The sequence below is a fragment of the Pseudomonas sp. FP215 genome (genome assembly GCF_030687795.1).
In the GTDB taxonomy this organism is placed as follows: Bacteria; Pseudomonadota; Gammaproteobacteria; order Pseudomonadales; family Pseudomonadaceae; genus Aquipseudomonas; species Aquipseudomonas salmasensis.
On record NZ_CP117447.1, the window covers coordinates 2,415,800 to 2,440,108 of the forward strand.

25 protein-coding genes and 1 tRNA gene are annotated in these 24,309 nt (G+C 61.8%); 16 read left to right on the forward strand and 10 right to left on the reverse strand.

Features of this window, described 5'->3' with window-relative positions; genetic code table 11:
* Nucleotides 1-65: 65 nt before the first annotated feature.
* From PSH76_RS11140 to arsC, 3 genes are read right to left on the reverse strand one after another with little or no spacing between them, the layout of a single operon-like run.
* Entirely contained in the window at nt 66-482 is a 417-nt protein-coding gene (locus PSH76_RS11140) for a DUF2069 domain-containing protein (protein WP_305494079.1), read from the reverse strand.
* On the reverse strand, nt 466-1,080 hold the full coding sequence (wrbA, locus tag PSH76_RS11145; RefSeq protein ID WP_003192060.1) for an NAD(P)H:quinone oxidoreductase: 615 nt from the start codon (nt 1,078-1,080) through the stop codon (nt 466-468). Before wrbA ends, PSH76_RS11140 begins: the two co-directional genes overlap by 17 nt.
* Nucleotides 1,077-1,430 carry an arsenate reductase (glutaredoxin) gene (gene arsC / locus PSH76_RS11150; protein WP_032896703.1) on the reverse strand — a complete coding sequence of 118 codons (354 nt, stop codon included), beginning with the start codon at nt 1,428-1,430 and terminating at the stop codon, nt 1,077-1,079. Before arsC ends, wrbA begins: the two co-directional genes overlap by 4 nt.
* A 115-nt stretch (nt 1,431-1,545) precedes the next feature.
* On the opposite strand from arsC, the gene PSH76_RS11155 reads away from it, so the two are divergent.
* Complete coding sequence (locus PSH76_RS11155; protein ID WP_003192057.1) at nt 1,546-2,007, forward strand: TlpA disulfide reductase family protein; 462 nt, start codon at nt 1,546-1,548, stop codon at nt 2,005-2,007.
* 657 nt (nt 2,008-2,664) lie between these two features.
* Here PSH76_RS11155 and PSH76_RS11160 read toward each other — a convergent pair.
* The 4 genes from PSH76_RS11160 to PSH76_RS11175 form a co-directional block, all read right to left on the reverse strand.
* On the reverse strand, nt 2,665-3,069 hold the full coding sequence (locus PSH76_RS11160) for an META domain-containing protein (protein WP_032896704.1): 405 nt from the start codon (nt 3,067-3,069) through the stop codon (nt 2,665-2,667).
* The gene (locus PSH76_RS11165; protein WP_003192054.1) at nt 3,066-3,506 is read right to left on the reverse strand and encodes a hypothetical protein; all 441 of its coding nucleotides are present in this window, start codon (nt 3,504-3,506) and stop codon (nt 3,066-3,068) included. Before PSH76_RS11165 ends, PSH76_RS11160 begins: the two co-directional genes overlap by 4 nt.
* Nucleotides 3,507-3,577: 71 nt before the next feature.
* On the reverse strand, nt 3,578-4,567 hold the full coding sequence (locus PSH76_RS11170; RefSeq protein ID WP_305494080.1) for a 2-hydroxyacid dehydrogenase: 990 nt from the start codon (nt 4,565-4,567) through the stop codon (nt 3,578-3,580).
* A gap of 142 nt (nt 4,568-4,709) precedes the next feature.
* Nucleotides 4,710-7,463, reverse strand: coding sequence for a response regulator (locus tag PSH76_RS11175; RefSeq protein ID WP_305494081.1), 2,754 nt, complete (start codon nt 7,461-7,463; stop codon nt 4,710-4,712).
* 205 nt (nt 7,464-7,668) lie between these two features.
* Here PSH76_RS11175 and PSH76_RS11180 point away from each other — a divergent pair, with 205 nt between their 5' ends.
* Both PSH76_RS11180 and PSH76_RS11185 read left to right on the forward strand, forming a co-directional pair.
* Nucleotides 7,669-8,397, forward strand: a complete 729-nt coding sequence (locus PSH76_RS11180; protein WP_305494082.1) for a response regulator transcription factor — start codon at nt 7,669-7,671, stop codon at nt 8,395-8,397.
* The gene (locus tag PSH76_RS11185) at nt 8,384-9,742 is read left to right on the forward strand and encodes a sensor histidine kinase (protein WP_305494083.1); all 1,359 of its coding nucleotides are present in this window, start codon (nt 8,384-8,386) and stop codon (nt 9,740-9,742) included. Before PSH76_RS11180 ends, PSH76_RS11185 begins: the two co-directional genes overlap by 14 nt.
* Nucleotides 9,743-9,745: 3 nt before the next feature.
* Here the strand turns inward: PSH76_RS11185 and PSH76_RS11190 are convergent, their stop codons facing one another.
* Nucleotides 9,746-10,261 (reverse strand): DUF2062 domain-containing protein, encoded by a 516-nt coding sequence (locus tag PSH76_RS11190; RefSeq protein WP_003192045.1) that lies wholly within the window; start codon nt 10,259-10,261, stop codon nt 9,746-9,748.
* A 135-nt stretch (nt 10,262-10,396) separates the two neighbouring features.
* Here PSH76_RS11190 and PSH76_RS11195 point away from each other — a divergent pair, with 135 nt between their 5' ends.
* The 8 genes from PSH76_RS11195 to murB all read left to right on the forward strand — a co-directional run bounded on the left by PSH76_RS11195 (nt 10,397) and on the right by murB (nt 17,252).
* On the forward strand, nt 10,397-12,622 hold the full coding sequence (locus PSH76_RS11195) for a DNA internalization-related competence protein ComEC/Rec2 (RefSeq protein ID WP_305494084.1): 2,226 nt from the start codon (nt 10,397-10,399) through the stop codon (nt 12,620-12,622).
* 108 nt (nt 12,623-12,730) lie between these two features.
* Complete coding sequence (locus PSH76_RS11200; RefSeq protein ID WP_003192043.1) at nt 12,731-13,366, forward strand: MotA/TolQ/ExbB proton channel family protein; 636 nt, start codon at nt 12,731-12,733, stop codon at nt 13,364-13,366.
* Nucleotides 13,363-13,791 carry a biopolymer transporter ExbD gene (locus tag PSH76_RS11205; RefSeq protein WP_014718877.1) on the forward strand — a complete coding sequence of 143 codons (429 nt, stop codon included), beginning with the start codon at nt 13,363-13,365 and terminating at the stop codon, nt 13,789-13,791. Before PSH76_RS11200 ends, PSH76_RS11205 begins: the two co-directional genes overlap by 4 nt.
* Complete coding sequence (gene lpxK, locus PSH76_RS11210) at nt 13,791-14,801, forward strand: tetraacyldisaccharide 4'-kinase (protein ID WP_138761645.1); 1,011 nt, start codon at nt 13,791-13,793, stop codon at nt 14,799-14,801. Before PSH76_RS11205 ends, lpxK begins: the two co-directional genes overlap by 1 nt.
* Nucleotides 14,802-14,825: 24 nt before the next feature.
* The gene (locus PSH76_RS11215; protein WP_003174668.1) at nt 14,826-15,011 is read left to right on the forward strand and encodes a Trm112 family protein; all 186 of its coding nucleotides are present in this window, start codon (nt 14,826-14,828) and stop codon (nt 15,009-15,011) included.
* A complete protein-coding gene (gene kdsB / locus PSH76_RS11220; RefSeq protein WP_056783729.1) occupies nt 15,008-15,772 on the forward strand; it encodes a 3-deoxy-manno-octulosonate cytidylyltransferase in 765 nt (254 codons plus the stop codon). The genes PSH76_RS11215 and kdsB overlap by 4 nt, the downstream gene beginning before the upstream one ends.
* A complete protein-coding gene (locus PSH76_RS11225; RefSeq protein ID WP_044273962.1) occupies nt 15,772-16,236 on the forward strand; it encodes a low molecular weight protein-tyrosine-phosphatase in 465 nt (154 codons plus the stop codon). The genes kdsB and PSH76_RS11225 overlap by 1 nt, the downstream gene beginning before the upstream one ends.
* Nucleotides 16,233-17,252, forward strand: a complete 1,020-nt coding sequence (gene murB / locus PSH76_RS11230; protein ID WP_305494085.1) for a UDP-N-acetylmuramate dehydrogenase — start codon at nt 16,233-16,235, stop codon at nt 17,250-17,252. The genes PSH76_RS11225 and murB overlap by 4 nt, the downstream gene beginning before the upstream one ends.
* 71 nt (nt 17,253-17,323) lie before the next feature.
* Here murB and PSH76_RS11235 read toward each other — a convergent pair whose 3' ends face one another.
* Entirely contained in the window at nt 17,324-17,995 is a 672-nt protein-coding gene (locus tag PSH76_RS11235) for a Bax inhibitor-1/YccA family protein (RefSeq protein WP_003192030.1), read from the reverse strand.
* Nucleotides 17,996-18,147: 152 nt separating this feature from the next.
* Here PSH76_RS11235 and PSH76_RS11240 point away from each other — a divergent pair.
* The 5 genes from PSH76_RS11240 (at nt 18,148) to PSH76_RS11260 (ending at nt 22,346) form a co-directional block, all read left to right on the forward strand.
* Nucleotides 18,148-18,238, forward strand: a tRNA-Ser gene (locus tag PSH76_RS11240).
* Nucleotides 18,239-18,439: 201 nt separating this feature from the next.
* Entirely contained in the window at nt 18,440-18,637 is a 198-nt protein-coding gene (locus PSH76_RS11245; RefSeq protein WP_032896718.1) for a hypothetical protein, read from the forward strand.
* Nucleotides 18,638-18,943: 306 nt separating this feature from the next.
* Nucleotides 18,944-19,684, forward strand: coding sequence for a hypothetical protein (locus PSH76_RS11250; RefSeq protein WP_069558231.1), 741 nt, complete (start codon nt 18,944-18,946; stop codon nt 19,682-19,684).
* 133 nt (nt 19,685-19,817) lie between these two features.
* Nucleotides 19,818-20,087, forward strand: coding sequence for a hypothetical protein (locus PSH76_RS11255; protein WP_044273968.1), 270 nt, complete (start codon nt 19,818-19,820; stop codon nt 20,085-20,087).
* Between the two features lie 141 nt (nt 20,088-20,228).
* Entirely contained in the window at nt 20,229-22,346 is a 2,118-nt protein-coding gene (locus PSH76_RS11260; RefSeq protein ID WP_305494086.1) for a TonB-dependent receptor domain-containing protein, read from the forward strand.
* Nucleotide 22,347: 1 nt separating this feature from the next.
* Here PSH76_RS11260 and PSH76_RS11265 read toward each other — a convergent pair whose 3' ends face one another.
* Entirely contained in the window at nt 22,348-24,165 is a 1,818-nt protein-coding gene (locus tag PSH76_RS11265) for a sigma-54-dependent Fis family transcriptional regulator (RefSeq protein WP_078467618.1), read from the reverse strand.
* Between the last annotated feature and the right edge of the window lie 144 nt (nt 24,166-24,309).

Consider the following 24,309-nt stretch of genomic DNA (forward strand, 5'->3'; position numbering starts at 1 on the left):
AAGCCCGCTCCCACAGGGGAACGCATTCCACCTGTGGGAGCGGGCTTGCTCGCGAAGGCTGGCGTTCAGACGCCCGGGGCTTCGGCCAGTCGCCGGTTCAGTTGATGCCGCCAACGCACATACAGCAACGCCGTGCAAAACACCGCCAGGCTCGCGAGCATTTCCAGCACACCAAACCACTGGCGGTTCGGGTCATACGCGGCCAGCGCGCCCTTGATGAAATACAGGTTCACCACAAAGCACATCCACGAATGCCCGCGTGCGCTGCCCATCAGCATGCCTGGCGCAAGTATCAGCAGCGGCACCAGCTCGATCAGCAGGATGACCCACGGGCGCGCCCCATGCAGGTCGGCGACAAACAGGTAATACGCGCACAACAAGCCCACCAGGCCTAAAAACGCCAGCAGGCTCAGCGCGCGTGCCACCTTGACCCGCGGCTCCAGCCACTCCCGTGGCGGCAGGACCTTAGGCTTCCTGGCCACGGCCGTTCTCCAGCAGCGTGGCGGTCTTGGCCAGGCGCAGGCCCAGGGCCCGGCACAGGGTGATTTCATGTTGGTCGAGCATGCGCTTGCCGTCTGGCCCGGAATGGTGGCTGGCGCCATAAGGCGTGCCGCCGCCCTGGGTGTCGAGCAGGGCCTGTTCGCTGTAGGGCAGGCCGGTGATCAGCATGCCGTGGTGCAGCAGCGGCAGCAGCATCGACATCAGCGTGGTTTCCTGGCCGCCATGCAGGCTGGCGGTGGAGGTGAACACGCCGGCTGGCTTGCCCACCAACGCGCCGGTAAGCCACAGGTTGCTGGTGCCATCGAGGAAGTACTTGAGCGGCGCGGCCATGTTACCGAACCGGGTCGGACTGCCCAGGGCCAGGCCCGAGCAGTGCTTCAGGTCATCCAGGCTGGCATACAGCGCGCCTTCGTCGGGAATGCTCGGCGCCACCGCTTCGCACTCGGTGGAAATCGCCGGCACCGTGCGCAACCGCGCTTCCATGCCGCCTTGCTCGATACCGCGGGCGATCTGCCGGGCCATCTCGCTCACCGAGCCGTTGCGGCTGTAATACAACACCAGCACATAGGGCGTACTCACGGCAGAATCTCCAGCACGTTCTCGGGCGGGCGGCCAATGATGGCTTTATCGGCGGTTTCCAGGATCGGGCGTTCCATCAGCTTGGGATGGGCGGCGATGGCGGCGATCAACTGTGCTTCGTTCACGCTGGCATCGGCCAGGTTCAGGGTTTTGTATTCGTCTTCGCCGGTGCGCAGCAGTTGGCGTGCGCTGATGCCCAGCTTTTTCAGCAGGGCCTTGATTTGCGCGGCATTCAGCGGGGTTTCCAGGTAGCGCACCACGGTCGGGGTGAGGCCGCGGGCTTCCAGCAGTTCCAGCGCACCGCGCGATTTCGAGCAGCGCGGGTTGTGATAAAGCGTCAGATCGGTCATGTGCGGGTCGCATCTTGCGTAAGGTGGCGGGTATTCTACCTGCGCTGGCGCCTGTCCTTAAACCGTAAGAGGCGATAGGCCGCAGCCAACGTTCATTTTTGCGAAGGAATACCCCATGACAAGGCGACTGATCGGTGCATTGGCGATCATCACAACCCTGCTGCTCAGCGGCTGCGGTAACGATTACGGCGTTGACCAATATGGCCAGAAAGTGGCGGCCGAACGCTTGGACAAACAGTGGCTGGTGGTCAACTACTGGGCCGAATGGTGTGGCCCGTGCCGCACGGAAATCCCCGAGCTCAATGCCCTGGCAGAACAGCTGAAAGGCCAGAATGTCGGGGTGTTCGGCGTCAACTTCGACAATGTGCAGGGTGAAGAGCTCAAGGCCGCCAGCGACAAGCTGGGGATCAAGTTCACGGTACTGGCCCAGAACCCGGACGGGATTTTCGAGATTCCGCGCAGCGAGGCTTTGCCGGTGACCTACATCATCGACGACAAGGGCAAGGTGCGTGAGCAGTTGATGGGGGAGCAGACGGCGGAAGGGGTGTTGGCCAAGCTCAAGGCCCTCAAAGGCTAGAACTGTGGGAGCTGGCTTGCCTGCGATGGCCATAGGTATCTACACAACTTTGTGAGTTGTAACAGCAGACGGTAACCACGATGCGAAGCGAGTCGCTCTTGATCTGCTTTTGATCTTAGGCGCCCCGTTAAACCACGCTGGCCGGAATTCGACAGGGATTTGGGGGGTAAACCGGCAGGGATGCCGGTTTAGCCGCCCCGCGCCATGGATGGCGCGTGGCGGCGGCCCCCCAAATCACTGGCGGATTACGGGCACACCGAGCCTAAGCGAGGTGCCGAGTGGTGGGGCAAGAGCGTTTTGCTTACTTTTGCGCTGTTCAAAAGTGAGCCGCCGTCAGGGCGGAACCCTAAGTGGCCGTTACCGCAGGAATGGATATGTACACAACACAACTGTGTTGACTGCCAGGCCGCCTTCGCGAGCAAGCCCGCTCCCACAGGTTGATCGCGGGGTGTCAGGGTAGATTGGCATCGGCTGTCAGGCCGTCACGGGAGCAAGCTCCCTCGCCACAGGTCCAGCGTCGCCTCGAAGTTGTGTAGATACCTATGCTGCGATGGCATCGCTGCGGTGTACCTGATACACCGCGTCGTCCGCATCGCAGGCAAGCCAGCTCCCACAGAACCAGAGGACACCGCGTTAATACAGGAGCGTGCGCCTAGATTAGCCTTCTTCGAGCCATAAGCGGATTGGCTTGCCTTCGGCCGGCCAGAACCGCGTCTGCTCGATCGGCGAGATGTCCCAGCGCTGCACGCTTTGCAGGGCCTGGAAGAAGCGATGCTCTTGCTCCATCAGGGCTTCGGCGCACATTTTTCGGGTGCTGCCGACCGGGCCGAAGCTGAGCTTGTTGCCTTCGACGGTGTACGGTGCAAACCAGTGGTTGCAGCCGCCATTGCCATAGGCCCGGCCATCGGCACCCAGGGTGACGGTCAGGTGCGCGTAGTCCATCAACGGCCGCTCACCGATCCATTCCACTACGTAGCTGTGGTCGCGCTCGAGCTTGGCGCCATCGGCGGCGCAGCCTGCCAGGCTCATGCCGATTGCGGCGAGCAGCAGCCGGCCTTTCATTGCGCGGCCTGCTGGCATTTCGGGCAACGGTGCTTATCGCCTTCGCTGGCCCAACCCAGTTCTTTGATACGCGCGTTGGCAGCCGGTTGCAGGGGTGCCTTGGTCAGCTTGGTTTCTACCGCGAATTCAAACTCCAGCACGGCGTCGCAGCTGTCGCAGTTGACCTTCCAGGTGTGAATTTCCAGTTCGCCGAACTTCGGCCCTTGGGCCATGGCGACCCACTGGCCCGCCGGGCGGATGGAGTAGCGTGCGTCACCTTCGACGGTCAGTCGCATCGACAGGGTTTTACTGCCGCGCAGGCTGACGATCAGGACGTCGCCATGTTTGATCGAACCACCGTTGCCGGTGACCTGGTAACGGCCCGGCACCAGGGCGCGGCATTCGATCAGGGTGTGTTGCGGGCTCAGCAAGCTGAAGCGGAAATCGTGTTCGGCCATGGATCCTCCAAATAGGCGCGGCATCCTATCACGGGTGCCGGCCTATCATGAGCCTGGTATGTGACCACTGATCATCCCTCGACCAGGTTCTGCGCCCGGCCATCGGCCCACGCGGCAATGTTGGCCAATGTGGTGCCGGCAATCGCCGCCAGGGCCTCACGGGTGAGGAAGGCCTGGTGCGCGGTGATGATCACGTTGGGGAAGGTCAGCAGGCGGGCGAGCACATCATCCTGCAGGGGCAGGTCCGAGCGGTCCTCGAAAAACAATTGAGCTTCTTCTTCGTAGACGTCCAGCCCCAGGTAGCCCAACTGGCCAACCTTGAGTGCTTCGATCAGTGCCGGCGTATCGACCAGGCCACCGCGCCCGGTGTTGATCAGCATCGCGCCGGGTTGCATCTGCGCGAGCGAGCGGGCATTGATCAGGTGTTTGCTGTCGGCGGTCAACGGGCAATGCAGGCTGATGATCTGCGCCTCGGCCAATAGTTCAGGCAGGCTCACGTAGCGGGCGCCAAGGTCTTGCACCTGCGGGTTGGGGAAGGGGTCGTAGGCCAGCAACTGGCAGCCGAACCCGGCCATGATCTTGGCGAAGGTCGCGCCGATCTGCCCGGTGCCGACCACGCCGACTGTTTTGCCGACCAGATCGAAACCGGTGAGCCCGTGCAGGCTGAAATCACCGTCGCGGGTGCGGTTGTAGGCACGGTGCAGACGGCGGTTGAGGGCCAGAATCAGCGCGACTGCGTGCTCGGCCACCGCATGGGGCGAATAGGCGGGCACGCGCACGATACTCAGGCCCAGGCGCTGGGCGGCGGGCAAGTCGACATGGTTGTAGCCCGCCGAGCGCAGGGCAATCAGGCGCGTGCCGCCCTTGGCAAGTTGCTCCAGCACGGGGGCGCTGAGGTCGTCGTTGATAAAGGCGCAGACCACCTCGTGGTGTTCGGCCAGGGCCACGGTATCGAGGTTCAGGCGTGCCGGTTGGAATTGCAGTTCCAGGCCGGCCGGCAGCGGTTCGCCGAGGAAACTCTCGCGGTCGTAGGTTTGGCTGCTGAAGAGAATGACGCGCATTAAAAAGGCTCCCTGCAATGACAAAATAGATGCGTACCCGTAGGAGCGAGCTTGCTCGCGAAAAACGTCAACGATAACGCGTTCATTCTGGTTTAACGCGGTGTTCTCTGGTTTTTCGCGAGCAAGCTCGCTCCTACAGTAGTCAGGCGCTGACTCTGGCTTCACTGGCCAACCGTGCAATCGCCATGTCCAGTTCATCCAGCGCAGCCATGGCCTTGGCGTCATCCTGCTTGAGCAGGGTTTCGGCGCGTTGGCAGGCTGCCCGTAATTGCGGCACGCCACAGTAGCGGGTGGCGCCGTGCAGGCGGTGAACGCGTTCGATCAAGGCGTGGTTGTCATTGGCTTCACGGGCGACGGTAATCGCCAGGCGATCAGCCTCCAGGGAGGCCAGCAGCATGGCGAGCATATCGGCGGCCAGGTCGGCCTTGTTGGCGGCCAGGCGCAGGCCTTCTTCGTGGTCGAGTACCAACAGTTGCACGCCCTGGGCCGCACCTTCGTGGGTGCGCTCTGGGCCTTGGTTACGCAGTGCCAGGCCGGTCCATTTCAATACCACCTGGGCCAATTGCCGCTCGCTGATGGGTTTGGTCAGGTAGTCATCCATGCCGCTTTGCAGCAGGGCGCGTTTTTCGTTGGCCATGGCGTGAGCCGTGAGGGCCACCACCGGCAGCGGCGTGCCGTGGCGCTCGCTTTCCCACTGGCGGATCGCCTCGGTGCTCTGGCGGCCATCCATGCCGGGCATTTGCACGTCCATCAACACTAAATCGAAAGTTTCCTGCTTCACGGCGTCGACCGCCGCGTAACCGCTTTCCACCGCCTGCACCTTGGCGCCCATGTCTTCCAACAGGGTTTGCACCAGCAGCAGGTTGGCCGGGTTGTCGTCCACGCACAGCACCCGTGGCGCACGGCTGGACAACGGCTCACCAGGTTCGCTGCGCGAAGGGCGCGGGCTGATCAGGTCGGCCAGGGAGCGGCGCAGCTTGCGGGTACAGGCGGGCTTGGCCTGCAATTGGCTGTTGGGGTTGGGCACCGATTGGTTGAACAGCATCTGCTCGGTGGTCGGGCACAGCACCAACACCTTGCAGCCCAGGTGTTCAAGGTCCCACAGGTGTTGGTTGAGGCGCTCGGGCGGAATGTCATTGGCCGTGACGCCGAGCACCGCCAGGCTGATGGCCTGTTCGGTCTGGTGCGCGCTGGTGATGCCGTTGGTCAGGCTTTCCAGGGTATTGAAAGGGGTGACTTCCAGGCCGCAGTCTTCCAACTGATGTTGCAGTGCCTGGCGCGCCAGTTCGTGGTTTTCCAGCACGGCCACACGCCGCCCCAGCAGCGGCGCGGCGGGCAAATCTTCGATGTCGTCGCGGGTTTTGGGCAGATTCAGGCTGATCCAGAATTCGGAGCCTTCCCCCGGCGTGCTGTCGACGCCAATTTCGCCGCCCATCTGCTCGATCAACCGCTTGGAAATCACCAGGCCCAAACCGGTGCCGCCGGGCTGGCGCGACAGTGAGTTGTCGGCCTGGCTGAATGCCTGGAACAGGGCGCGCACATCCTGGTTGGACAGGCCGATGCCGGTGTCTTGCACGCTGATGCGCAATTGCACGCTGTCTTCTTGTTCATCCTCAATCATCGCTCGGGCCACAATGGTGCCTTCGCGGGTGAACTTGATCGCATTGCTGATCAGGTTGGTCAGAATCTGCTTGAGCCGCAGCGGGTCGCCCACCAACGCCAGCGGCGTGTCGCGGTACACCAGGCTCACCAGTTCGAGCTGCTTGGCATGGGCGGCGGGAGCGAGGATGGTCAAGGTGTCTTGCAGCAAGTCGCGCAGGTTGAAAGGCACGCTGTCGAGCACCAGTTTGCCGGCTTCAATCTTCGAGAAATCGAGGATTTCGTTGATGATGCCCAGCAGGTTATCCGCAGACTTTTCGATAGTGCCCAGGTAGTCCAACTGACGCGGCGACAGCTCGCTTTTTTGCAGCAAGTGAGTAAAACCGAGGATGCCGTTGAGCGGCGTGCGGATTTCATGGCTCATGTTGGCCAGGAACTCCGACTTGATACGGCTGGCTTCCAGGGCTTCCTTGCGTGCCAGGTCCAGCTCGATGTTCTGGATCTCGATGGTTTCCAGGTTCTGGCGCACGTCTTCGGTGGCCTGGTCGATGCTGTGTTGCAGCTCTTCCTGGGCATTTTGCAGGGTTTCGGCCATGCGGTTGATGCCCGACGCGAGTTGGTCCAGCTCCTGGCTGCCCAAGGGTGGCAAGCGTGTCTCCAGGTTACCGTCCTTGAGCTGGGCCACTGCTTGCTTGATCTGGCCGATCGGCGAATTGATGGTACGGCTGATACGCAGGGCGAGGGCGGCGGTGCACATCAGGCCGATGGCGATCAGCAGCAGGCTGGCGAACAGGCTGCGATAGCCACGCAGCAACATGCCATTGTGAGACAGCTCCACTTCGACCCAACCCAGCAGGCGGTCGGCCTCATCCGGAATCAGCTCGCCCGCCAGGTTGCGATGGCGGCCAAACACCGGCAATAGATAGCGAGTGGCATCGTTGCCGGTGCGCTGCAACAGGTGCGAGCTGTTGCCGGTGGGTGGCTGGTTGAGCATGGTCGGGCCGGCGTGGGCCAGGGAGGAGCGGTCTGGCGCCAGGAACGACACGGCGCGCACATCCGGCTGCTCCAGGGACTGGGTCGCGATGCGCTCCAGCAGGTCGGTGTTGTTGTGGCCCAGGGCAGGTGCCACCAAGGGGGCCAATTGCTCGGCGATCATTTCGCCGCGTTGCAGCAACTGGGTCTGCAACTCCGAGAGCTGCATCCAGGTGAAATAGCCGCCCAACAACAGCGCCATCAGGCTGGTCGGTAATAAGGTCAGCAACAGTACGCGGCCTTTTATCCCCATTCTTCTAAGCACGCCACTCTCCTGCTACCACGTTATTATCAATCATCCACGCCGGCATCCGGCCCGCGCCACCTGCGCAGTGTAGCCATTTGCGCGGCCTGGAATCTTGCAAATTAATGACATGCGGCAATCTTCGGGCCATTCGGCGCCGGGTGGCGATTGCCTGTGAACGTTTAATCTTGAATAATCAGTGATTGAGAATGACTTGCAGACGCTAATGACTCCCGTAGCAGTTGGCCTACCCAGTATCCTGACCATCGAAGACGACCCGGTGTTGGGCGCCTATGTGCACGAGCAGCTTGGCCGCAGTGGCTTCCAGGTGACCTGGTGCCGGAACGGTCAGCAGGGCCTGCAACTGGCCCGCGCCCAGGCCTTCGACCTGGTGCTGATGGACATTCTGCTGCCGGGGCTGGACGGTTTGTCGATCCTCACCCATTTGCGCCAGAGCCACGCCATACCGGTGATCCTGATGTCGGCCCTGGGCGCTGAAGCCGATCGTATCAGCGGTTTTCGCCTGGGCGCGGACGACTATCTGCCCAAACCGTTCAGCATGGTTGAACTGTGCGTGCGTATTGAAGCGATTCTGCGCCGCGTTGCCCTGGACCGCCGACCCGAGCCGCCGCGTGCCCCGGCCCCCGAAGATACCCGGGTGCTGCACTTTGATGATGAGCGCTGCGATGTGTGCTGCCAGGCCCAGTGGGCCGGGCTCACGCGCAGCGAATACCGCCTGCTGGAAACCCTGCACCGCAATACCGAAGAAGTCCTCAGCAAAGCTTTCCTGTATCAGCAGGTGTTGCAGCGCGGTTATGCGCCCCATGACCGCAGCCTCGACATGCACGTCAGCCAGATCCGCCGCAAGCTCAAGGCCATCGGTTACATCGAGCGTGAAGTGCGCACCGTGTGGGGCAAGGGCTACGTGCTGAGCGGTCACGATGAAGGGCTTTGAGCGACTGCCAGGCAAACACTCGTTGTTCTGGAAGCTGGCCTGCCTGTTGATCGCCTTCTGTTTGCTGATGATTTGGCTCAGTTGGTCGTGGGGGCGCTACATGGAGCAGCAGAGCGCGTACCTGTCCGACAAGTCGCGGGAGATTCTCACTGGTTATGCCGCGGGCGCCGAACTGGCGTGGAGCACACAAGGCAGCGCGGGCGTAGATGCCTGGCTGCAGCGGATGGCCGAACGTGAAAGCACTTGGGTCGGGGTGATCGGTAATGACCTGCAGTCCCTGGGCAGCACGCCCTTGAGTGACAAGGAAAGCCAGCGCCTGACGTTCTTGCGCGGATTGGATTGGCCGGTCAGCCGGCATGTCATCGGTTTGCCCTGGATGAAGGTGCCTTTTCCGGTCGACCCTGGCGCGGGGTCGCTGGTGATCGAATTGCCGCAGCGCTTTATGCCAGGGCGCTATCAACTGTTCTGGCGAGTGGTCACCAATGGTGTGATTCCCGGTCTGTTTACCCTGTTGCTGTGCATCGGCCTCTATCGGCTGCTGATCATGCCCCTCAATCAATTGCGCGAGCAGGCCAACGCCTGGCGTGCCGACCAACTCAACACGCGGATGTCCCGTGACGCCACCAGCCGTCAGGATGAACTGGGCGAGCTGGGCCGGGCTTTTGACCATATGTCCGAACGCTTGCAGGGCACGGTGCGTTTGCAGCAGCAGTTGCTGCGCGATATGTCCCATGAACTGCGCACACCCTTGAGCCGCCTGCGGGTGGCCTGCGACAGCGAGCAAGACCTGGCCAAACTGCGCGAACGCCTGGGTCGGGAAATCGACGCGATGCAGCGCCTGGTGGAAGACAGCCTGCAACTGGCCTGGCTCGACAGCGAAACCACGCCGCTGCCCCAGGAAGATATTCAGCTCCAGGCGTTATGGGACATATTGCGTGAGAACGCGTGTTTTGAAAGCGGTTGGCCGGCCTCGCGCTTGCCGTGCCTGCTACCGGCAGACAGCTGGGTGCGCGGCAACCTGAATGCACTGGCCCAGGCCCTGGAAAATATCCTGCGCAACGCCATACGCCACTCGCCCACGGGCGGCTGCGTGCAACTCGACGGCTGTCGTGAAGGAGACTATTGGCATATCTGGCTGCAGGATCAGGGCCCGGGGATTGCCGAGGGTGACCTGGAGCGCATCTTCGCGCCCTTTACCCGCCTGGACGGCTCGCGGCCCGGCGATGGAGGTTTCGGCCTGGGCCTGAGCATTGCCCGCAACGCCGTGCAGCGCCAGGGCGGTCGCTTATGGGCAGAAAACACCGGGCAGGGGCTGCGGGTGCATTTGCACTTGCTGGCCCGTTAGCGCTCAGCGCCTGCGCAGTTTGCGTTTTTTCCACTGGTGCGCCACCCACCAGCGCCAGTACGCCATGGTCAGGCAATAGGCCAGGGCGCCCAAAACTACCCCTAATACCACCGAACCCAGCAAGAATGGCTGCCACAGTGTGCTCAACTGGCCGCTGATCCATTCCCACGTCAGGTTATCGGGCAAGCTGCGTGGCGGTACATTCATCAGCCAGGCGCCGGTCATATAGGTGCAGATGAACACCACCGGCATGGTGATGGGGTTGGTCAACCACACCAGGCTGATGGCGATAGGCATATTGCCGCGCACCGAGATCGCGAGCACTGCGGCGAGCAACATCTGCAACGGAATCGGGATAAACGCCGCAAACAGACCCACCGCCATGGCGCGCGCCACGGAGTGCCGGTTCAGGTGCCAGAGGTTAGGGTCATGCAGCAGCGTGCCAAGAAACTGTAATGACTTGTGTTCCCTGATACTGCTGGGATCGGGCATGTACCGTTTGAATAAGCGCCGGGGCATAAGGGGTCCAGGTCAATTCGAGGGGCAAGTATGCCCGGATTCTATAAACAGAAAATTCAGACTTTGTGACAAAACATCATAGGCGCTGTCGTTCAGCCGGCTAAGACTGAGTGGATCACGGGAAAAGGATGATCCATGAAGACAGGGATGTTGGCGTTGGCGCTGGGGTTGCTGACGTTGCGTTGGTTGCCGGCCCTGCCGCCCGGCGCCGTGCTATTGGCCATGCTGGTGCTGGCCTTGATGCTGTTGCCTTTTCGGTCCTATCCCTTGGCCTTCTTCCTGGTGGGGTTGAGCTGGGCTTGCTTCAGCGCGCAGCGGGCGTTGGATGATCGACTGCAGCCGGCCCTGGACGGGCAGACTCGCTGGGTGGAGGGGCGTGTGGTCGGCTTGCCCCAGCAGACGGGTACGGGCGTGCGCTTTGAACTGGCCGACGGCCGGTTGCGCAAGGGGCGGCTGCCCAAACGTATTCGCGTGTCCTGGCACGGCGGGCCAGTGGTCAACAGTGGCGAACGCTGGCGCCTGGCGTTGTCGCTCAAGCGGCCTGCGGGCCTGCTCAATTTCCATGGGGTTGACCATGAAGCCTGGCTGCTGGCCCAGCGTATCGGTGCCACTGCAACGGTAAAAGACGGTGAACGCCTCGCACCGGCCCGCAATGCCTGGCGCGATGCTGTTCGCCAGCGCCTGATGGCGGTGGATGCCCAAGGCCGCGAGGCAGGCTTGGCGGCGCTGGTATTGGGCGACGGTTCCGGCCTGGCGCCTGAGGATTGGCAGGTGTTGCAGGACACGGGCACGGTGCATCTGCTGGTGATTTCCGGGCAGCATATCGGCTTGTTGGCGGGCTTGATCTACGGCTTGGTCGCGGTTTTGGCGCGCTATGGTTGCTGGCCCCGAACCTGGCCGTGGCTGCCGTGGGCGTGCGGCCTGGCATTTGGCGCAGCGTTGGGTTATGGCCTGCTGGCAGGGTTTGGTGTGCCGGTGCAGCGGGCCTGTGTGATGGTCGGCCTGGTGCTGCTGTGGCGTTTGCGTTTTCGCCATTTGGGGCTGTGGTGGCCGTTGTTGCTGGCGCTGAACGGCGTGCTGGTGCTGGAGCCCCTGGCCAGCCTGCAGGTGGGGTTCTGGCTGTCGTTTGCAGCGGTCGCGGTGTTGCTGCTGGCGTTCGGCGGGCGCTTGGGGCCGTGGAGCGTCTGGCAGGCGTGGACCCGGCCCCAGTGGTTGATTGCCATTGGCTTGTTTCCGGTGTTGCTGGTGCTGGGTCTGCCCATCAGCCTCAGCGCACCGGTGGCCAATCTGTTTGCCGTGCCGTGGATCAGCCTGGTGGTGCTGCCCCTGGCGCTGCTGGGCACGGCGTTGTTGTGGGTGCCGCTGGCGGGGGAAGCTGTGCTGTGGCTGGCCGGCGGCGCGCTGGACGGATTGTTCAAGGGCCTGGCGTTGCTGGCCGGGCAATTGCCGGCCTGGGTGCCGCCCGAGGTGCCGCTGGGGTATTGGCTGGTCAGCCTGATGGGCGCGGTGGTGTTACTGCTGCCCAAAGGGGTGCCGTTCCGGGTGTTGGGCTGGCCCATGCTGTTGATGGCCGTTTTTCCGCCCCGGGAGTGGGTGCCCCACGGACAGGTCGAGGTGCTGCAACTGGATGTCGGCCAGGGGCAAGCACTGATCCTGCGTACCCGCCACCACACCTTGCTCTACGATGCCGGGCCGCGCTCGGGGCCTGTCGACCTCGGCGCGCGCGTCGTGTTGCCGTCGTTGAAAAAACTCGGGGTAGGGCAGTTGGACATGATGCTGCTCAGCCATGCCGACGCCGATCACGCCGGTGGTGCGGCAGCAGTGGCTCGGGGGCTGCCCGTCAAACGCGTGGTGGGCGGCGAAACCGAGGGTTTGCCAGCCTTTCTCGCCACCCAGCCCTGTAGCAGCGGCGAGCGATGGGAATGGGACGGGGTGTGGTTTGAACTGTGGCAGTGGGCGGGTGGGCTTGAGGGCAATCCGAGGTCGTGCGTGCTGCAAGTCGAGGCCAATGGCGAGCGCCTGCTGCTCACCGGCGACATTGATCGCGCCGCTGAGCAGGCATTTCTGGCTTCCCCGCTGGCCGTTCCGACCGACTGGCTACAAGCCCCGCACCATGGCAGCCGCAGTTCTTCGTCCTGGCCTTTCGTGCAGCGGTTGGCGCCCACCTCGGTGTTGATTTCCCGCGGGCGCAGCAATACGTTCGGCCATCCTCATCCGCAGGTCCTGGAACGCTACCAAGCGCTGGGCAGCCGGGTGTATGACAGTGCAGAACAGGGGGCCGTGCGCCTGCGCCTGGGGGCGTTTGTGCCGGCGACGGTTGCGCGCAGCCAACGTCGTTTCTGGCGCGAACCGTTACCGTAATCAGGCGTTGCCAAGGTCTCGAACCGCGACAGACGGACCTGTAGCCGGTGAACCCCTCTGTTGACCCTATATGGTAAAGTGGCGCACTTTTTCGAGGGGACATTCACTGTGTGGGAATTGGTCAAATCCGGCGGCTGGATGATGTTGCCGATCATTCTGAGCTCCATCGTCGCACTCGGCATCGTCGCCGAACGCCTGTGGACCCTGCGCGCCAGTCGCGTCACCCCCGAGCACTTGCTGGGGCAAGTCTGGGGCTGGATCAAGAACAAGCAGCTCGACAAGCAAAAACTCAAGGAGCTGCGTGCCAATTCGCCACTGGGTGAAATCCTCGCCGCCGGCCTGGCCAATTCCAAGCATGGTCGCGAGATCATGAAAGAGTGCATTGAAGAAGCGGCCGCCCGGGTTATCCATGAACTGGAGCGCTACATCAACGCCCTTGGCACTATCGCTGCCATGGCGCCGTTGCTGGGTTTGCTCGGCACGGTACTGGGCATGATCGATATCTTCAGTGCGTTCACGGGCTCGGGTATGACCACCAACGCGTCGGTGCTGGCCGGGGGCATTTCCAAGGCTTTGATCACCACCGCAGCGGGCTTGATGGTGGGGATCCCTTCGGTGTTCTTCCACCGTTTCCTGCAGCGGCGCATTGATGAGCTGGTGGTCGGCATGGAACAGGAAGCCATCAAGCTGGTAGAGGTGGTGCAGGGCGACCGTGATGTAGACCTGGTCGAGGGCAAAGCGTGAAATTTCGCCGCAAGCAACGGGAAAATGTCGATATCAACCTCGCGTCGTTGATCGACGTGGTGTTTATCCTGCTGCTGTTTTTTGTCGTGACCACCACCTTCACCCGCGAGACCCAGCTGCGTGTCGACTTGCCTGAAGCGGTAAGCGGCTCGCCTGCCGAAGACCAGCAGGTCAAGCAACTGGACATCGCCATCAGCGCCGAAGGGGTGTTTTCGGTGAATAACCAGTTGCTGGAGAAAAACGACCTTGCCAGCCTGATGGAGGCCTTGCAGAAGGAGTCCGGCGGCGACACCCAGTTGCCGCTGTCCATCAGCGCCGATGGCAAGACCCCGCATCAAGCGGTGATCACCGCCATGGACGCTGCCGGCAAGCTCGGTTTCAGCCATTTGCGCATGACCACCGTCGAGGCGGCGAGCCCGCCCTGATGGCCATGTCCGAGCGCTTACTCAAGGCCTGGTACGAGGGCCACCCGGCACTGGCATTGTTGCGGCCGCTGGAATCGCTGTATCGCCGCGTGGTGCAACGTAAGCGTGCGCGTTTTGTGGCAGGCGAGGGCGAGATTTATCAAGCGCCGGTGCCGGTGGTCGTGGTGGGCAATATCACGGTAGGCGGCACCGGCAAGACGCCGTTGATCCTGTGGTTGATCGAGCACTGCCGCCGCAGCGGTTTACGCGTGGGCGTGGTCAGTCGAGGCTACGGTGCCAAGCCGCCGCAGTTGCCGTGGCGGGTCGAGGCCGACCACAGTGCCGAGGTGGCCGGTGATGAACCCTTGCTGATCGTGCAGCGCAGTGGCGTCCCTTTGATGATCGACCCCGATCGCAGTCGCGCGGTAAAGGCCCTGCTGGCCAGTGAGCCCCTGGACCTGATCCTCTCGGATGACGGCCTGCAGCATTACCGCCTGGCACGCGACCTTGAACTGGTGCTGATCGATGCCGCCCGTGGCCTCGGCAACCGCCGCTGCCTGCCTGCCGGGCCGTTGCGCGAACCAGTGGAGCGCCTGCACAGTGTGGATGCGGTGCTCTATAACGGTGCCGCCTCGGACCGTGAAGAGGGTTTTGCCTTCCGCCTGCAGCCCACAGCGCTGGTCAACCTGCACAGCGGCGAGCGCCAGCCGGTCACCTATTTCCCGCAGGGCCAGCAGGTGCATGCGGTGGCCGGCATAGGCAACCCGCAACGTTTCTTCAATACCCTTGAAACGCTACACTGGCAGCCGCTGCCCCATGCTTTTGCCGACCACGCGCCCTACAGCGCCGAGGTCTTGAGTTTTACCCCGTCATTGCCGCTGGTCATGACCGAAAAGGACGCGGTGAAGTGCCGCGCCTTTGCCCAGCCCGACTGGTGGTACCTTGCGGTGGATGCGGTACCGTCGCCGGCGTTCGTCGCCTGGTTCGACACGCAGCTGATGCGTCTGCTGCCCAACCGTCTCTTGCCTTAAAACGCTTCTTTCCAGGAAACACTCATGGACACCAAACTGCTCGATATCCTCGCTTGCCCGATCTGCAAAGGCCCGCTCAAGCTCAGCGCCGACAAAACCGAGCTGATCAGCAAAGGTGCCGGCCTGGCTTACCCTATCCGTGATGGCATCCCGGTCATGCTCGAAAGCGAAGCCCGCACCCTGACCACCGATGAGCGCCTGGATAAATGACCACCGCCTTTACCGTTGTGATTCCCTCGCGCTATGCCTCGACGCGCCTGCCGGGCAAACCGTTGCAAATGATCGGCGATAAGCCGATGGTCCAGCTGGTGTGGGAGCAGGCGTGCAAAAGCAGCGCCGAGCGCGTGGTGGTAGCCACCGATGACCCACGTATTATCGAGGCGTGCAAAGGTTTTGGCGCCGAAGCGGTACTGACCCGCGAAGACCATAATTCCGGCACTGACCGCCTGGCCGAAGTGGCGACCAAGCTTGGCCTGGCACCCGACGCCATCGTGGTGAACGTGCAGGGTGACGAGCCGTTGATCCCGCCGAGCATCATTGACCAGGTCGCGGCCAACCTGGCTGCCGACGCCGAAGCGCGCATGGCGACCCTGGCTGAGCCGATCGAAGACCTTGAGACGCTGTTCAACCCGAGCGTGGTGAAGGTGGTCAGCGATATCAACGGCCTGGCCTTGACGTTCAGTCGCTCAGTGCTGCCCTGGGCACGGGATGCCTTCGCCAAGCACCCTGACGTGTTGCCGGAAGGTGTGCCGTATCGCCGCCACATCGGCATTTACGCCTACCGCGCCGGTTTCCTGCATGACTTCGTCAGCTGGGGCCCGTGCTGGCTGGAGAACACCGAGTCCCTGGAGCAACTGCGTGCGCTCTGGCACGGCGTGCGTATCCACGTGGGCGATGCCTTGGAAGCACCGCCAGCCGGTGTCGACACCCAGGAAGACCTCGAACGCGTCCGTCGCCTGCTGGGCGCCTGATGGAAGTTCTGTTTGTATGCCTGGGCAATATCTGCCGCTCGCCAACCGCTGAAGGCATCTTGCGCCATAAATTGCGCGAAGCCGGCTTGGCGGGCCAGGTTGAGGTGGCGTCTGCTGGTACCGGCGAATGGCATGTCGGCAACCCACCGGACCAGCGCAGCCAACGTGCGGCGCTGGCGCGAGGTTATGATTTGTCGAGCCAGCGTGCCCAGCAGGTTTCCCGCGCGGACTTTGCCCGCTATGACCTGATCCTGGCCATGGACAACAGCAACCTGCGCAATCTCAAGGCCATGCAGCCGGGGCAGGGCAAGGCAGAGCTGGATTTATTCCTGCGTCGCTTTGATGGCGAAGTGGACGAGGTGCCAGACCCTTACTATGAAGGTGAGCAAGGTTTCGAACGGGTCCTGGACCTGATTGAACGCGCCTGTGATTTATTGGTGATCGAATTGAAGGGGCGGCTATGACCTTGCAAGTGCTTGCGCAGGTATCGCTCAAGCCATTCAACAGCTTTGGCATCGATGTGAACGCGCAATTGTTCGCCGAGGCTTACAGTGATGCTGACGTGCGCGAGGCCCTCGCCTATGCCGCCGCGCACGCGGTGCCGTTGCTGGTGATCGGTGGCGGCAGCAATTTACTGTTGACCCAGGATATTCCGGCGCTGGTGTTGCGTATGGCGACCCAGGGCATTCGCGTGCTGAGCGACGATGGCACGCACGTGGTGGTCGAAGCCGAAGCGGGCGAAGCCTGGCATCCGTTTGTACTGTGGACCCTTGAACACGGCTTCTGCGGCCTGGAAAACCTCAGCCTCATCCCCGGCACGGTCGGTGCGGCGCCGATGCAGAACATCGGTGCCTATGGCGTAGAGATCAAGGATGTCTTCGTCGGCCTCACCGCCCTGGATCGCCAGACGGGCGAACTGCGGGATTTCAGCCTGGACGAATGCAACTTTGCCTACCGTGACAGCCTGTTCAAGCACGAAGTCGGGCGTTGGCTGATCCTGCGGGTGCGCTTTGCCCTAAGCCGTACCACTCACCTGAAACTCGACTACGGCCCGGTGCAACAGCGCCTGACCGTGCAGGGCATCACCCACGCCACCCCCAGTGATGTGAGCCGCGCGATCTGCAGCATTCGCCGCGAGAAACTGCCAGACCCGGCAGAACTGGGCAATGCGGGCAGCTTCTTCAAGAATCCGCTGGTACCTCAAGCCCTGGCTGTAGAGCTGCGAAGCCAGTACCCGGACCTGGTGGCCTACCCTCAGGCCGACGGCCAAATGAAACTCGCCGCCGGCTGGCTGATCGACAAGGCCGGTTGGAAGGGCTTCCGGGAGGGCGATGCGGGCGTGCACAAGCTGCAAGCGCTGGTGCTGGTCAATTACGGCACTGCCACCGGGCAGGAGATTGCCCAGCTGGCGCTACGCATCCAGCAAGATATCTTCAAGCGCTTCAAGGTCGAGTTGGAGATGGAACCCAATCAGTACTGAGCTTTATCGGGCCTGAAAATGAAAATGCCCCGTATCTCGCGATACGGGGCATTTTTTATGGCGCTGGCTGATCAGTCATCGCGGCTCATGATGCCGAAGATCTGCAACAGGCTGATGAACAGGTTGTAGATCGACACATACAGGCTAATGGTCGCCATGATGTAGTTACGCTCACCGCCGTGGATGATGGCGCTGGTCTGGAACAGGATGCACACCGAGGAAAACAGCACAAAACCCGCGCTGATCGCCAGTTGCAGGCCGCTGATCTGGAAGAACATGCTGGCCACCACGGCCGCCAGCAACACGAAGAAACCTGCGGTGATGAAGCCACCCAGGAAGCTCATGTCTTTACGGCTGATCAGCACGTAGGCTGACAGACCACCAAACACCAAGGCGGTCATGGCAAATGCCGAGCTGACCACTTCCGCACCGCCGGCCATGCCCAGGTAACGGTTAAGGATCGGGCCGAGGATAAAGCCCATGAAACCGGTCAAGGCAAACGCCGACACCAGGCCCCAGGCCGAGTCACGCAGCTTGTTGGTCAGGAAGAACAGACCGTAGAAGCCGATCAACACGACAAAGATATTCGGGTAACCGACGCGCATCTGCTGGGCCACGTAAGCCATCACGCCGCTGAATGCGAGGGTAAGGGCGAGCAAGCCGTAGGTGTTGCGCAACACGCGGCTGACTTCAAGCTGCTCAGCCTGCGCGTTGCCATTCACTGCGTAATTCTGTTCGCGCATGGCGACACTCCTTCAGTTTTGAAACGTTCAGTCGCAAAGATCATAACAGACGCCCTGTAACAAGCGATGCAGAGAGTTTGACAGTGTGTTTCATTCGGGTATTATGGCGCCCGCTGACACGGGATGGGCTACTATAATCCTGTGATGCACAAGGGAAATTGGCAGAGTGGTTGAATGCACCGGTCTTGAAAACCGGCGGACGTTAATAGCGTCTCCAGGGTTCGAATCCCTGGTTTCCCGCCAAGATTTACACGAAAGCCTCGCGAAAGCGGGGCTTTTGCGTTTCTGGGGTCTGGGTGTGCTGATAATCAAACAAATGCTGTTTGTCGCATTCATACCTTTCAAAGACGAACCGCCATTCGTCTAACATCCGGCACTCTTCATCCGTTGCTACCTCTCAATCTTAAGCACGGATATCCCGAGCGATAAACGGAGAGAGCCAGCATGGAAATCAACGAAAAAGCCCCAGGCAACATTTCCCAGCAAGCGGTTACCCGGGGCACCGATAACGAGACAGGGCATGACCCTCGGCGCGATGAGGACAATGTCCCGCTGCCGCCGGACGACGAGGCACCGCTTGAGGAAGACATGTCGGATGTAGACGCGGCCGATTCCGTAGCAAGTGAACATCCCGACACCTGAAGGCGTTCAGGCAAACGAGCCCGGCCCTGTGCCGTAATGCGGTTGTAGGAGCGAGCTTGCTCGCGAAAAACGTCAACGATAACGCGTGTTTCTTGATTGAACGCGGCGCCTGTGAGTTTTTCGCGAGCAAGCTCGCTCCTACAGAGTGGGCGCTTGATGGCTCGGGTAGCGTGGTCTCGTTCACCTCGTTGCTGTAGTCCTATGCTGATCCGACCCGCACCGCTGCACTTTTTTGCATTTTGCTGATCTACCCCTGTCCCAGCCACCCGACTCCTGCGCGTGGCCCACAGATCAGACACGGTGCCGATGGATCGAACGTCAACTGTTTCCACCTCCCGATGGCCGCTGCTGCTTGCTGCGGTTTTTGCGCTCTGCGCAACAGGTTGCAGCCAACAACAGGGCCGCGATATCGCCAGGCAGTTCAGCGATGGCAAGCCCGATGAGTTCTTCCAGACCAGCGTCGACCGCATGGCCACCCTGGGCATGCGTGACAACCTGCAAAGCCTCTACTTGCTGATGAGCAAGCTCTACCTGCGCAACCCAAACCAGTGGCGTCAATCGGGCTATCCGGATGCGGTGACCGCCGCCCGGCAAATCCGCCAGGCCATCGAAAATCGCCAACCCTTGCCCGCACTGGGTGACCGGCGTGATCTGGCGGCCCTGAGTTATTCCTTGAGCCCTGACTTTCGCGGCGACCGCGTCGGCGCATTCATCTATGCGATTGGCAGCATGCTCGTGACCGCCCACGGTGGGCGCACGCAGTTTTATGTGACTGACTCGATCAACCCGCAGTTTGTCAGCAACGCCGCGCGCAATATCGAAAAGGCCACCTGGCTGCTCAGCCAGCGTCAGGATGCCAATGGCGTGTTGCTGTTGTTTTCCAATGAAATATCGGAGGAGGGCAGTAACCTCAGTTTCGCCGTTGAGTTCGGCAAGATCGTCGCGCGGTTGGACCTGCTGACCCAAATCCTCGATGAGCGCTACCGGCGCATTGGCCTCAATTACGCACAAAGTCTGTTGCTGATGAATTTCCTGCCGGTGCAGTAAGGCCTATCGCATCGACCCATCGGTGCGGTGTTTCTCTTTCCGCTGTAGGAAGCGGCCTATCTTGCCTCTCGCGGCTTGAAACGCTTGCCTGCGGGCAATAGCCTCGGATTTTTCTTAAACACGAGGCCCTACCTTGGGTAAACGAAAAACGGTTTGGCCCACGGATCGCGAAATACGCTTGCGGTTTATCCTCTATGCGGTGATCGACGCCGCGACGGCCCAGGGCGTGTCTGCCGAGTTATTGCTGCCGGCGCATAAGTTATTGCGTGACTCGCCCACGGAAGCCCAGTTGCGCGACACCTTGGGGGAGATTCTCGCCACTGACGAAATGTATGGCTTTCGCTTTGCGCCGGGGTCGGATGCAGATGATCTGCTACGGGCATTGTCGGCACCCGATGGCTGAACCTGCCACCGGGTTCGCCACTTTTTTAAATCGTCCTTGTCCGTCATTAAGGAGTGACCTGAGGGGCGTGCCTGCCTTCCCATCACTGTTCGCGTGATGGGAAGGCCCGGCACGTTCCCGAATTCCAAGGATCTACCCCCAATGCTGCTGCGCCACCCCCCGTTTATTTTTGCCGCCTTGATCCTCAGTTCGCTGGTACAAGCCGAAGGCCTGCAATTGGCACCGGTCGAGGTCACCACGGCTGAGGCCAGCGCCGCAGAAATCGCCCAGGCGCAGCTCAAAAGCGTGCCCGGCGGCACCAACTACATCGATATGGACAGCGTGCAACAGGGGCGGGTCAGCAGTAACGAAGACGTTTTCAAATATCAGGCCGGTGTGTACGCCAAGGCGGCCAATAACGAAGGGGTGAAGGTGTCCATTCGTGGCTCGGGCCTCAACCGCGCCCCCGGTGCCCACGCCTCCGGCCTGTATGAAATGTTCGACGGTCTGCCGCTTACCGGCCCAGGTGGTACGCCTTATGAGCTGAAGGACCCGCTGTGGCAAAGCCGGGTAGAGGTGCTGCGTGGCGCCAACGGGTTCGATCAGGGTGCATTGGCCTTGGGCGGTGCGGTCAATTACGTCACCCGCACCGGCTTGGACGCACCCAAGCTGCAAGTGCGCTATGAGGTCGGCAGTCGCGGCTATGCCCAGCGTGAAGTCAGTTCGGGGCAAGTGCTGGGGGACGCCGACTATTACATCAGCCTCACCGATTCGGAGTCCGACGGTTATCAGCACCAAAGCGCTGGTACCGGCAAGGGCATCGCTGCCAATTTCGGCTACCGCTTTAACCCGGACCTGGAAACGCGCTTCTATTTGCGTTATCGCGAAACCACCAACGATTCTCCCGGCAGGCTCACGCGTGACCAGATCAGCCATGATCCGCGTGCCGCCAACAGCCTCAATGCCGCCCGCGACTCAAAACGCCTGCAACCGGGCTCCACCTGGATCGCCAACAAAACCACCTTGCGCTTGGACGATAATTCACGGGTCGAGGTCGGGCTGGCCTATCACGATTACCCCATGGACCTGCGCGAAGGCACCAACCGCCTCAAAGTCGCCTACACCGATATCAGCGGCACCCTGAATTACATCCGCCAGGACAGCCTGTTCGGCCATGCCAGCACCACCACCGTGGGCCTGCGTACCACCCAGGCGATGCCGAACAATGGCGCGTCGGAATACGTCCGCATCCCTGCGGGCAACACCGCCATTTATGCCCCGGGCACCAAGACCCGCGACTACAGCTATCTGGGCTCCGATACCGTGCTGCATGTAGGCAATGAGCTGGAACTGGTGGAGGATCTGTGGCTGACCACCGGCCTCGCCGCCATCTACACGCGCCGCGAAACCCAGGTCACGTATCCCGACGGCCAGGCGCCGATCAGTCAGCATGATTGGGATTACGCGCCGCGCATTGGCCTGCGTTACGACTTCACCCCGCAGCTGCAGATTTACGGCAACCTGAGCCGCTCGGTAGAGCCACCGCACGCATGGTCGATGATCTGGGGGTCGAACAAATATTTCGGCAAGGGCAGTGGGGCAGCCACGGGGTTACAGCGCGAAGGCGTGAAGCTGCGTAATCAGACCGCCACCACTCTGGAAATCGGCGGGCGCGGTGAAGCATGGCTCGGCCAGTGGGACCTGGCCCTCTACCGCTCCGAAGTGCGTCACGAATTGCTCTCCGTGGAAACCCAGGCCCAAACCGCCAACAGTAGCGCCATCATCGCCGAATCCAACGCCAGCCCCACCGTGCACCAGGGTGTGGAGCTGAGCCTGCTCAGCCCGCTGTGGGACGGCGGCCGCAGCGGTAAGCTCGACCTGCGCCAGGCCTACACCTTCAGCGACTTCCATTACCGCGACGACGACCGTTTCGGCGACAACACCTTGCCCGGCATTCCCAAGCACTACTACCAGGCGCAATTGCGCTACAGCCACCCGACGGGTTTCTACACCAGCCTCAACACCGAGCACGCCTCACGGGTAGCGGTGGACTACGCCAATTCCTATTACGCGGCGGCCTACACCACCCTCGGCGCCACCTTCGGCTACGACGCGCCCAAGCAGGACTGGCAAGCCTGGGTCGACCTGCGCAACCTCACCAACCGCCGCTACGCCAACACCGTCACGCCGGGCTACGACGACAAAGGCATGGATGCGGCGCGCTACACCCCTGCGGATGGGCGGGGCATCTACACCGGCGTTTCCTGGAGTTGGCGTTAAATCAGCCTTCGTGCTGGCGCAGGCGCTTGTACAGGGTGTTGCGACTCACCCCCAGCTCCCGCGCCAGGTGGGAAATATTTCCGCCCACGGCTTCCAGGCGCTGGTTCAGGTCAAGGCGTTCATCCAGGTGTTCGGGTTTGGACTGCGGCACCGTCGCCTGCAAATCCACGAAAAAATCATCGGGCAGGTGCTCTGCGCGGATCGGCTGCTCTTCGGCCATCGCCAACGCCACCTGCAACACGCTGCTCACCTGGCGTAAATTCCCTGGCCACGGGTGTTGCTCGAATAACTTCAGCACCTCGGCACTCAGCCCGGCCCATTGAGTCGGTTCGCGGTGTTGCTGCCACAGTTGCTGGAACAGCGCCTGCTTGTCGGTACGCTCGCGCAACGGCGGCAATTCCAGGGTCAGGCCGCCGATGCGGTAGTACAGGTCTTCGCGAAAGCGTCCGGCCTGCACCAGCTCGCGCAAGGCGCGGTTGGTCGCCGAGATGATGCGCAAATCCACCGGGAACACTTCGCTGCTGCCCACCGGTTGCACACAGCGTTCTTGCAGCACCCGTAACAGGCGGGCCTGGGTCGGCAGCGGCATATCGCCGATCTCGTCGAGAAACAGCGTGCCCTTGTCCGCCTTGCGGATCAGGCCGATGCTGCCTTTCTGGTTGGCGCCGGTGAAGGCGCCTTTTTCGTAGCCGAACAGTTCCGATTCCACCAGCTCTGCGGGAATCGCCGCACAGTTCACTGCGATTAACGCCTGCCGGCTGCGGGAACTGGCCTGGTGCAGGGCTTTGACGAACACCTCTTTGCCCACGCCGGTCTCGCCGTGAATCAACAACGGAATGTCTTTTTCCAGCAGGCGCTCGGCCTGGCGCACGGCTTTTTCCACGCGCACATCGCCAAAATGCAGGGTCTGGAGGTTGATCGAGGTCGGTGCTGGCGGCGGCGGTTGGCTGAACACCCGCGCCTGCACCGGCATCTGCTTGGGCCGCTTCAGCAGGCACTGGAACCGATTGCGTCCCGCCGCCTGCAAGGCGAAGGGCAGCCCTTCCGGCTGGTTGAGCAGCTCCAGCAGCGACACTTTGAACAGGCTGTCGATCATCACCCGCGAGAGGCTGATGCCCAGCAGGTTATCTGCACGCCGGTTGGCCGACAGCACCTGGCCGCTTTCATCAAAGATCAGCAGGCCGGCCCATTGGCTGTCGAGGTTGCTCAAGCCGGTGTTGAAGGTCAGTTGGAAGTGTTCGCCGCGAAACAGGTTGAGGATCAGCCGGTTTTCCACGGTCTGGCTCATCATCTTGACCATGCCCAGAGTGTGGGAGGGTGGCAGGTAACTGTCGCTGGACACATCCAGCACGGCGATGATTTCGCGCTGGGCGTCGAAAATCGGCGCTGCGGAGCCGGTCATGAAGCGGTTGGCCTTGAGGAAGTGTTCATCGTGCTCAATATGCACGGCCTGGGCACAGGCCAGCGCGGTGCCGATGGCATTGGTGCCGCTGGCGCGTTCCATCCAACTGGCGCCGGGGCTGAAGCCACGGGCCAGCGTGGGTTCGATAAACCGCTGGGTACCCCACGAGGTCAGCACCTGGCCCTGGTTGTCGGCCAGCATGATCAGGCAATTGGAATTGCTGAGGATGTTTTCGTAGTAGGGCAATACTTCCTGGTGGGTGGTCTGTACCAGTGAGTGTTGGCTTTCCAGCAGTTGGCGAATGCCCTCGGCGGGCAGTTGGTCAAAGCTGGGGGCGCTCTGGTGGTCCAGGCCATAGGCGCGGCAACGGCGCCAGGATTCCTGGATAAGGGTGTCGTGGGTCAAGGGTTCGGCCATCGTGCGACCTTCATTTTTATTGTTATTGTTTTTGCATATCTAACTGAAGAAACCGATTCAAACTGTGGGAGCGGGCTTGCTCGCGAATGCGGTGTATCAGTCGACCGATGATTGACTGACCCACTGCATTCGCGAGCAAGCCCG

Coding starts and splice junctions, on each gene's coding strand:
- murB (WP_305494085.1), top strand. CDS start 16,233: ATGACCTTGCAAGTGCTTGCGCAGGTATCGCTCAAGCCATTCAACAGC.
- PSH76_RS11215 (WP_003174668.1), top strand. CDS start 14,826: ATGGACACCAAACTGCTCGATATCCTCGCTTGCCCGATCTGCAAAGGC.
- PSH76_RS11265 (WP_078467618.1), bottom strand. CDS start 24,165: ATGGCCGAACCCTTGACCCACGACACCCTTATCCAGGAATCCTGGCGC.
- PSH76_RS11195 (WP_305494084.1), top strand. CDS start 10,397: ATGAAGACAGGGATGTTGGCGTTGGCGCTGGGGTTGCTGACGTTGCGT.
- PSH76_RS11170 (WP_305494080.1), bottom strand. CDS start 4,567: ATGCGCGTCATTCTCTTCAGCAGCCAAACCTACGACCGCGAGAGTTTC.
- PSH76_RS11260 (WP_305494086.1), top strand. CDS start 20,229: ATGCTGCTGCGCCACCCCCCGTTTATTTTTGCCGCCTTGATCCTCAGT.
- PSH76_RS11165 (WP_003192054.1), bottom strand. CDS start 3,506: ATGGCCGAACACGATTTCCGCTTCAGCTTGCTGAGCCCGCAACACACC.
- arsC (WP_032896703.1), bottom strand. CDS start 1,430: ATGACCGATCTGACGCTTTATCACAACCCGCGCTGCTCGAAATCGCGC.
- PSH76_RS11225 (WP_044273962.1), top strand. CDS start 15,772: ATGGAAGTTCTGTTTGTATGCCTGGGCAATATCTGCCGCTCGCCAACC.
- PSH76_RS11190 (WP_003192045.1), bottom strand. CDS start 10,261: ATGCCCCGGCGCTTATTCAAACGGTACATGCCCGATCCCAGCAGTATC.
- PSH76_RS11160 (WP_032896704.1), bottom strand. CDS start 3,069: ATGAAAGGCCGGCTGCTGCTCGCCGCAATCGGCATGAGCCTGGCAGGC.
- PSH76_RS11180 (WP_305494082.1), top strand. CDS start 7,669: ATGACTCCCGTAGCAGTTGGCCTACCCAGTATCCTGACCATCGAAGAC.
- PSH76_RS11235 (WP_003192030.1), bottom strand. CDS start 17,995: ATGCGCGAACAGAATTACGCAGTGAATGGCAACGCGCAGGCTGAGCAG.
- PSH76_RS11155 (WP_003192057.1), top strand. CDS start 1,546: ATGACAAGGCGACTGATCGGTGCATTGGCGATCATCACAACCCTGCTG.
- PSH76_RS11245 (WP_032896718.1), top strand. CDS start 18,440: ATGGAAATCAACGAAAAAGCCCCAGGCAACATTTCCCAGCAAGCGGTT.
- PSH76_RS11250 (WP_069558231.1), top strand. CDS start 18,944: ATGGATCGAACGTCAACTGTTTCCACCTCCCGATGGCCGCTGCTGCTT.
- lpxK (WP_138761645.1), top strand. CDS start 13,791: ATGGCCATGTCCGAGCGCTTACTCAAGGCCTGGTACGAGGGCCACCCG.
- kdsB (WP_056783729.1), top strand. CDS start 15,008: ATGACCACCGCCTTTACCGTTGTGATTCCCTCGCGCTATGCCTCGACG.
- PSH76_RS11185 (WP_305494083.1), top strand. CDS start 8,384: ATGAAGGGCTTTGAGCGACTGCCAGGCAAACACTCGTTGTTCTGGAAG.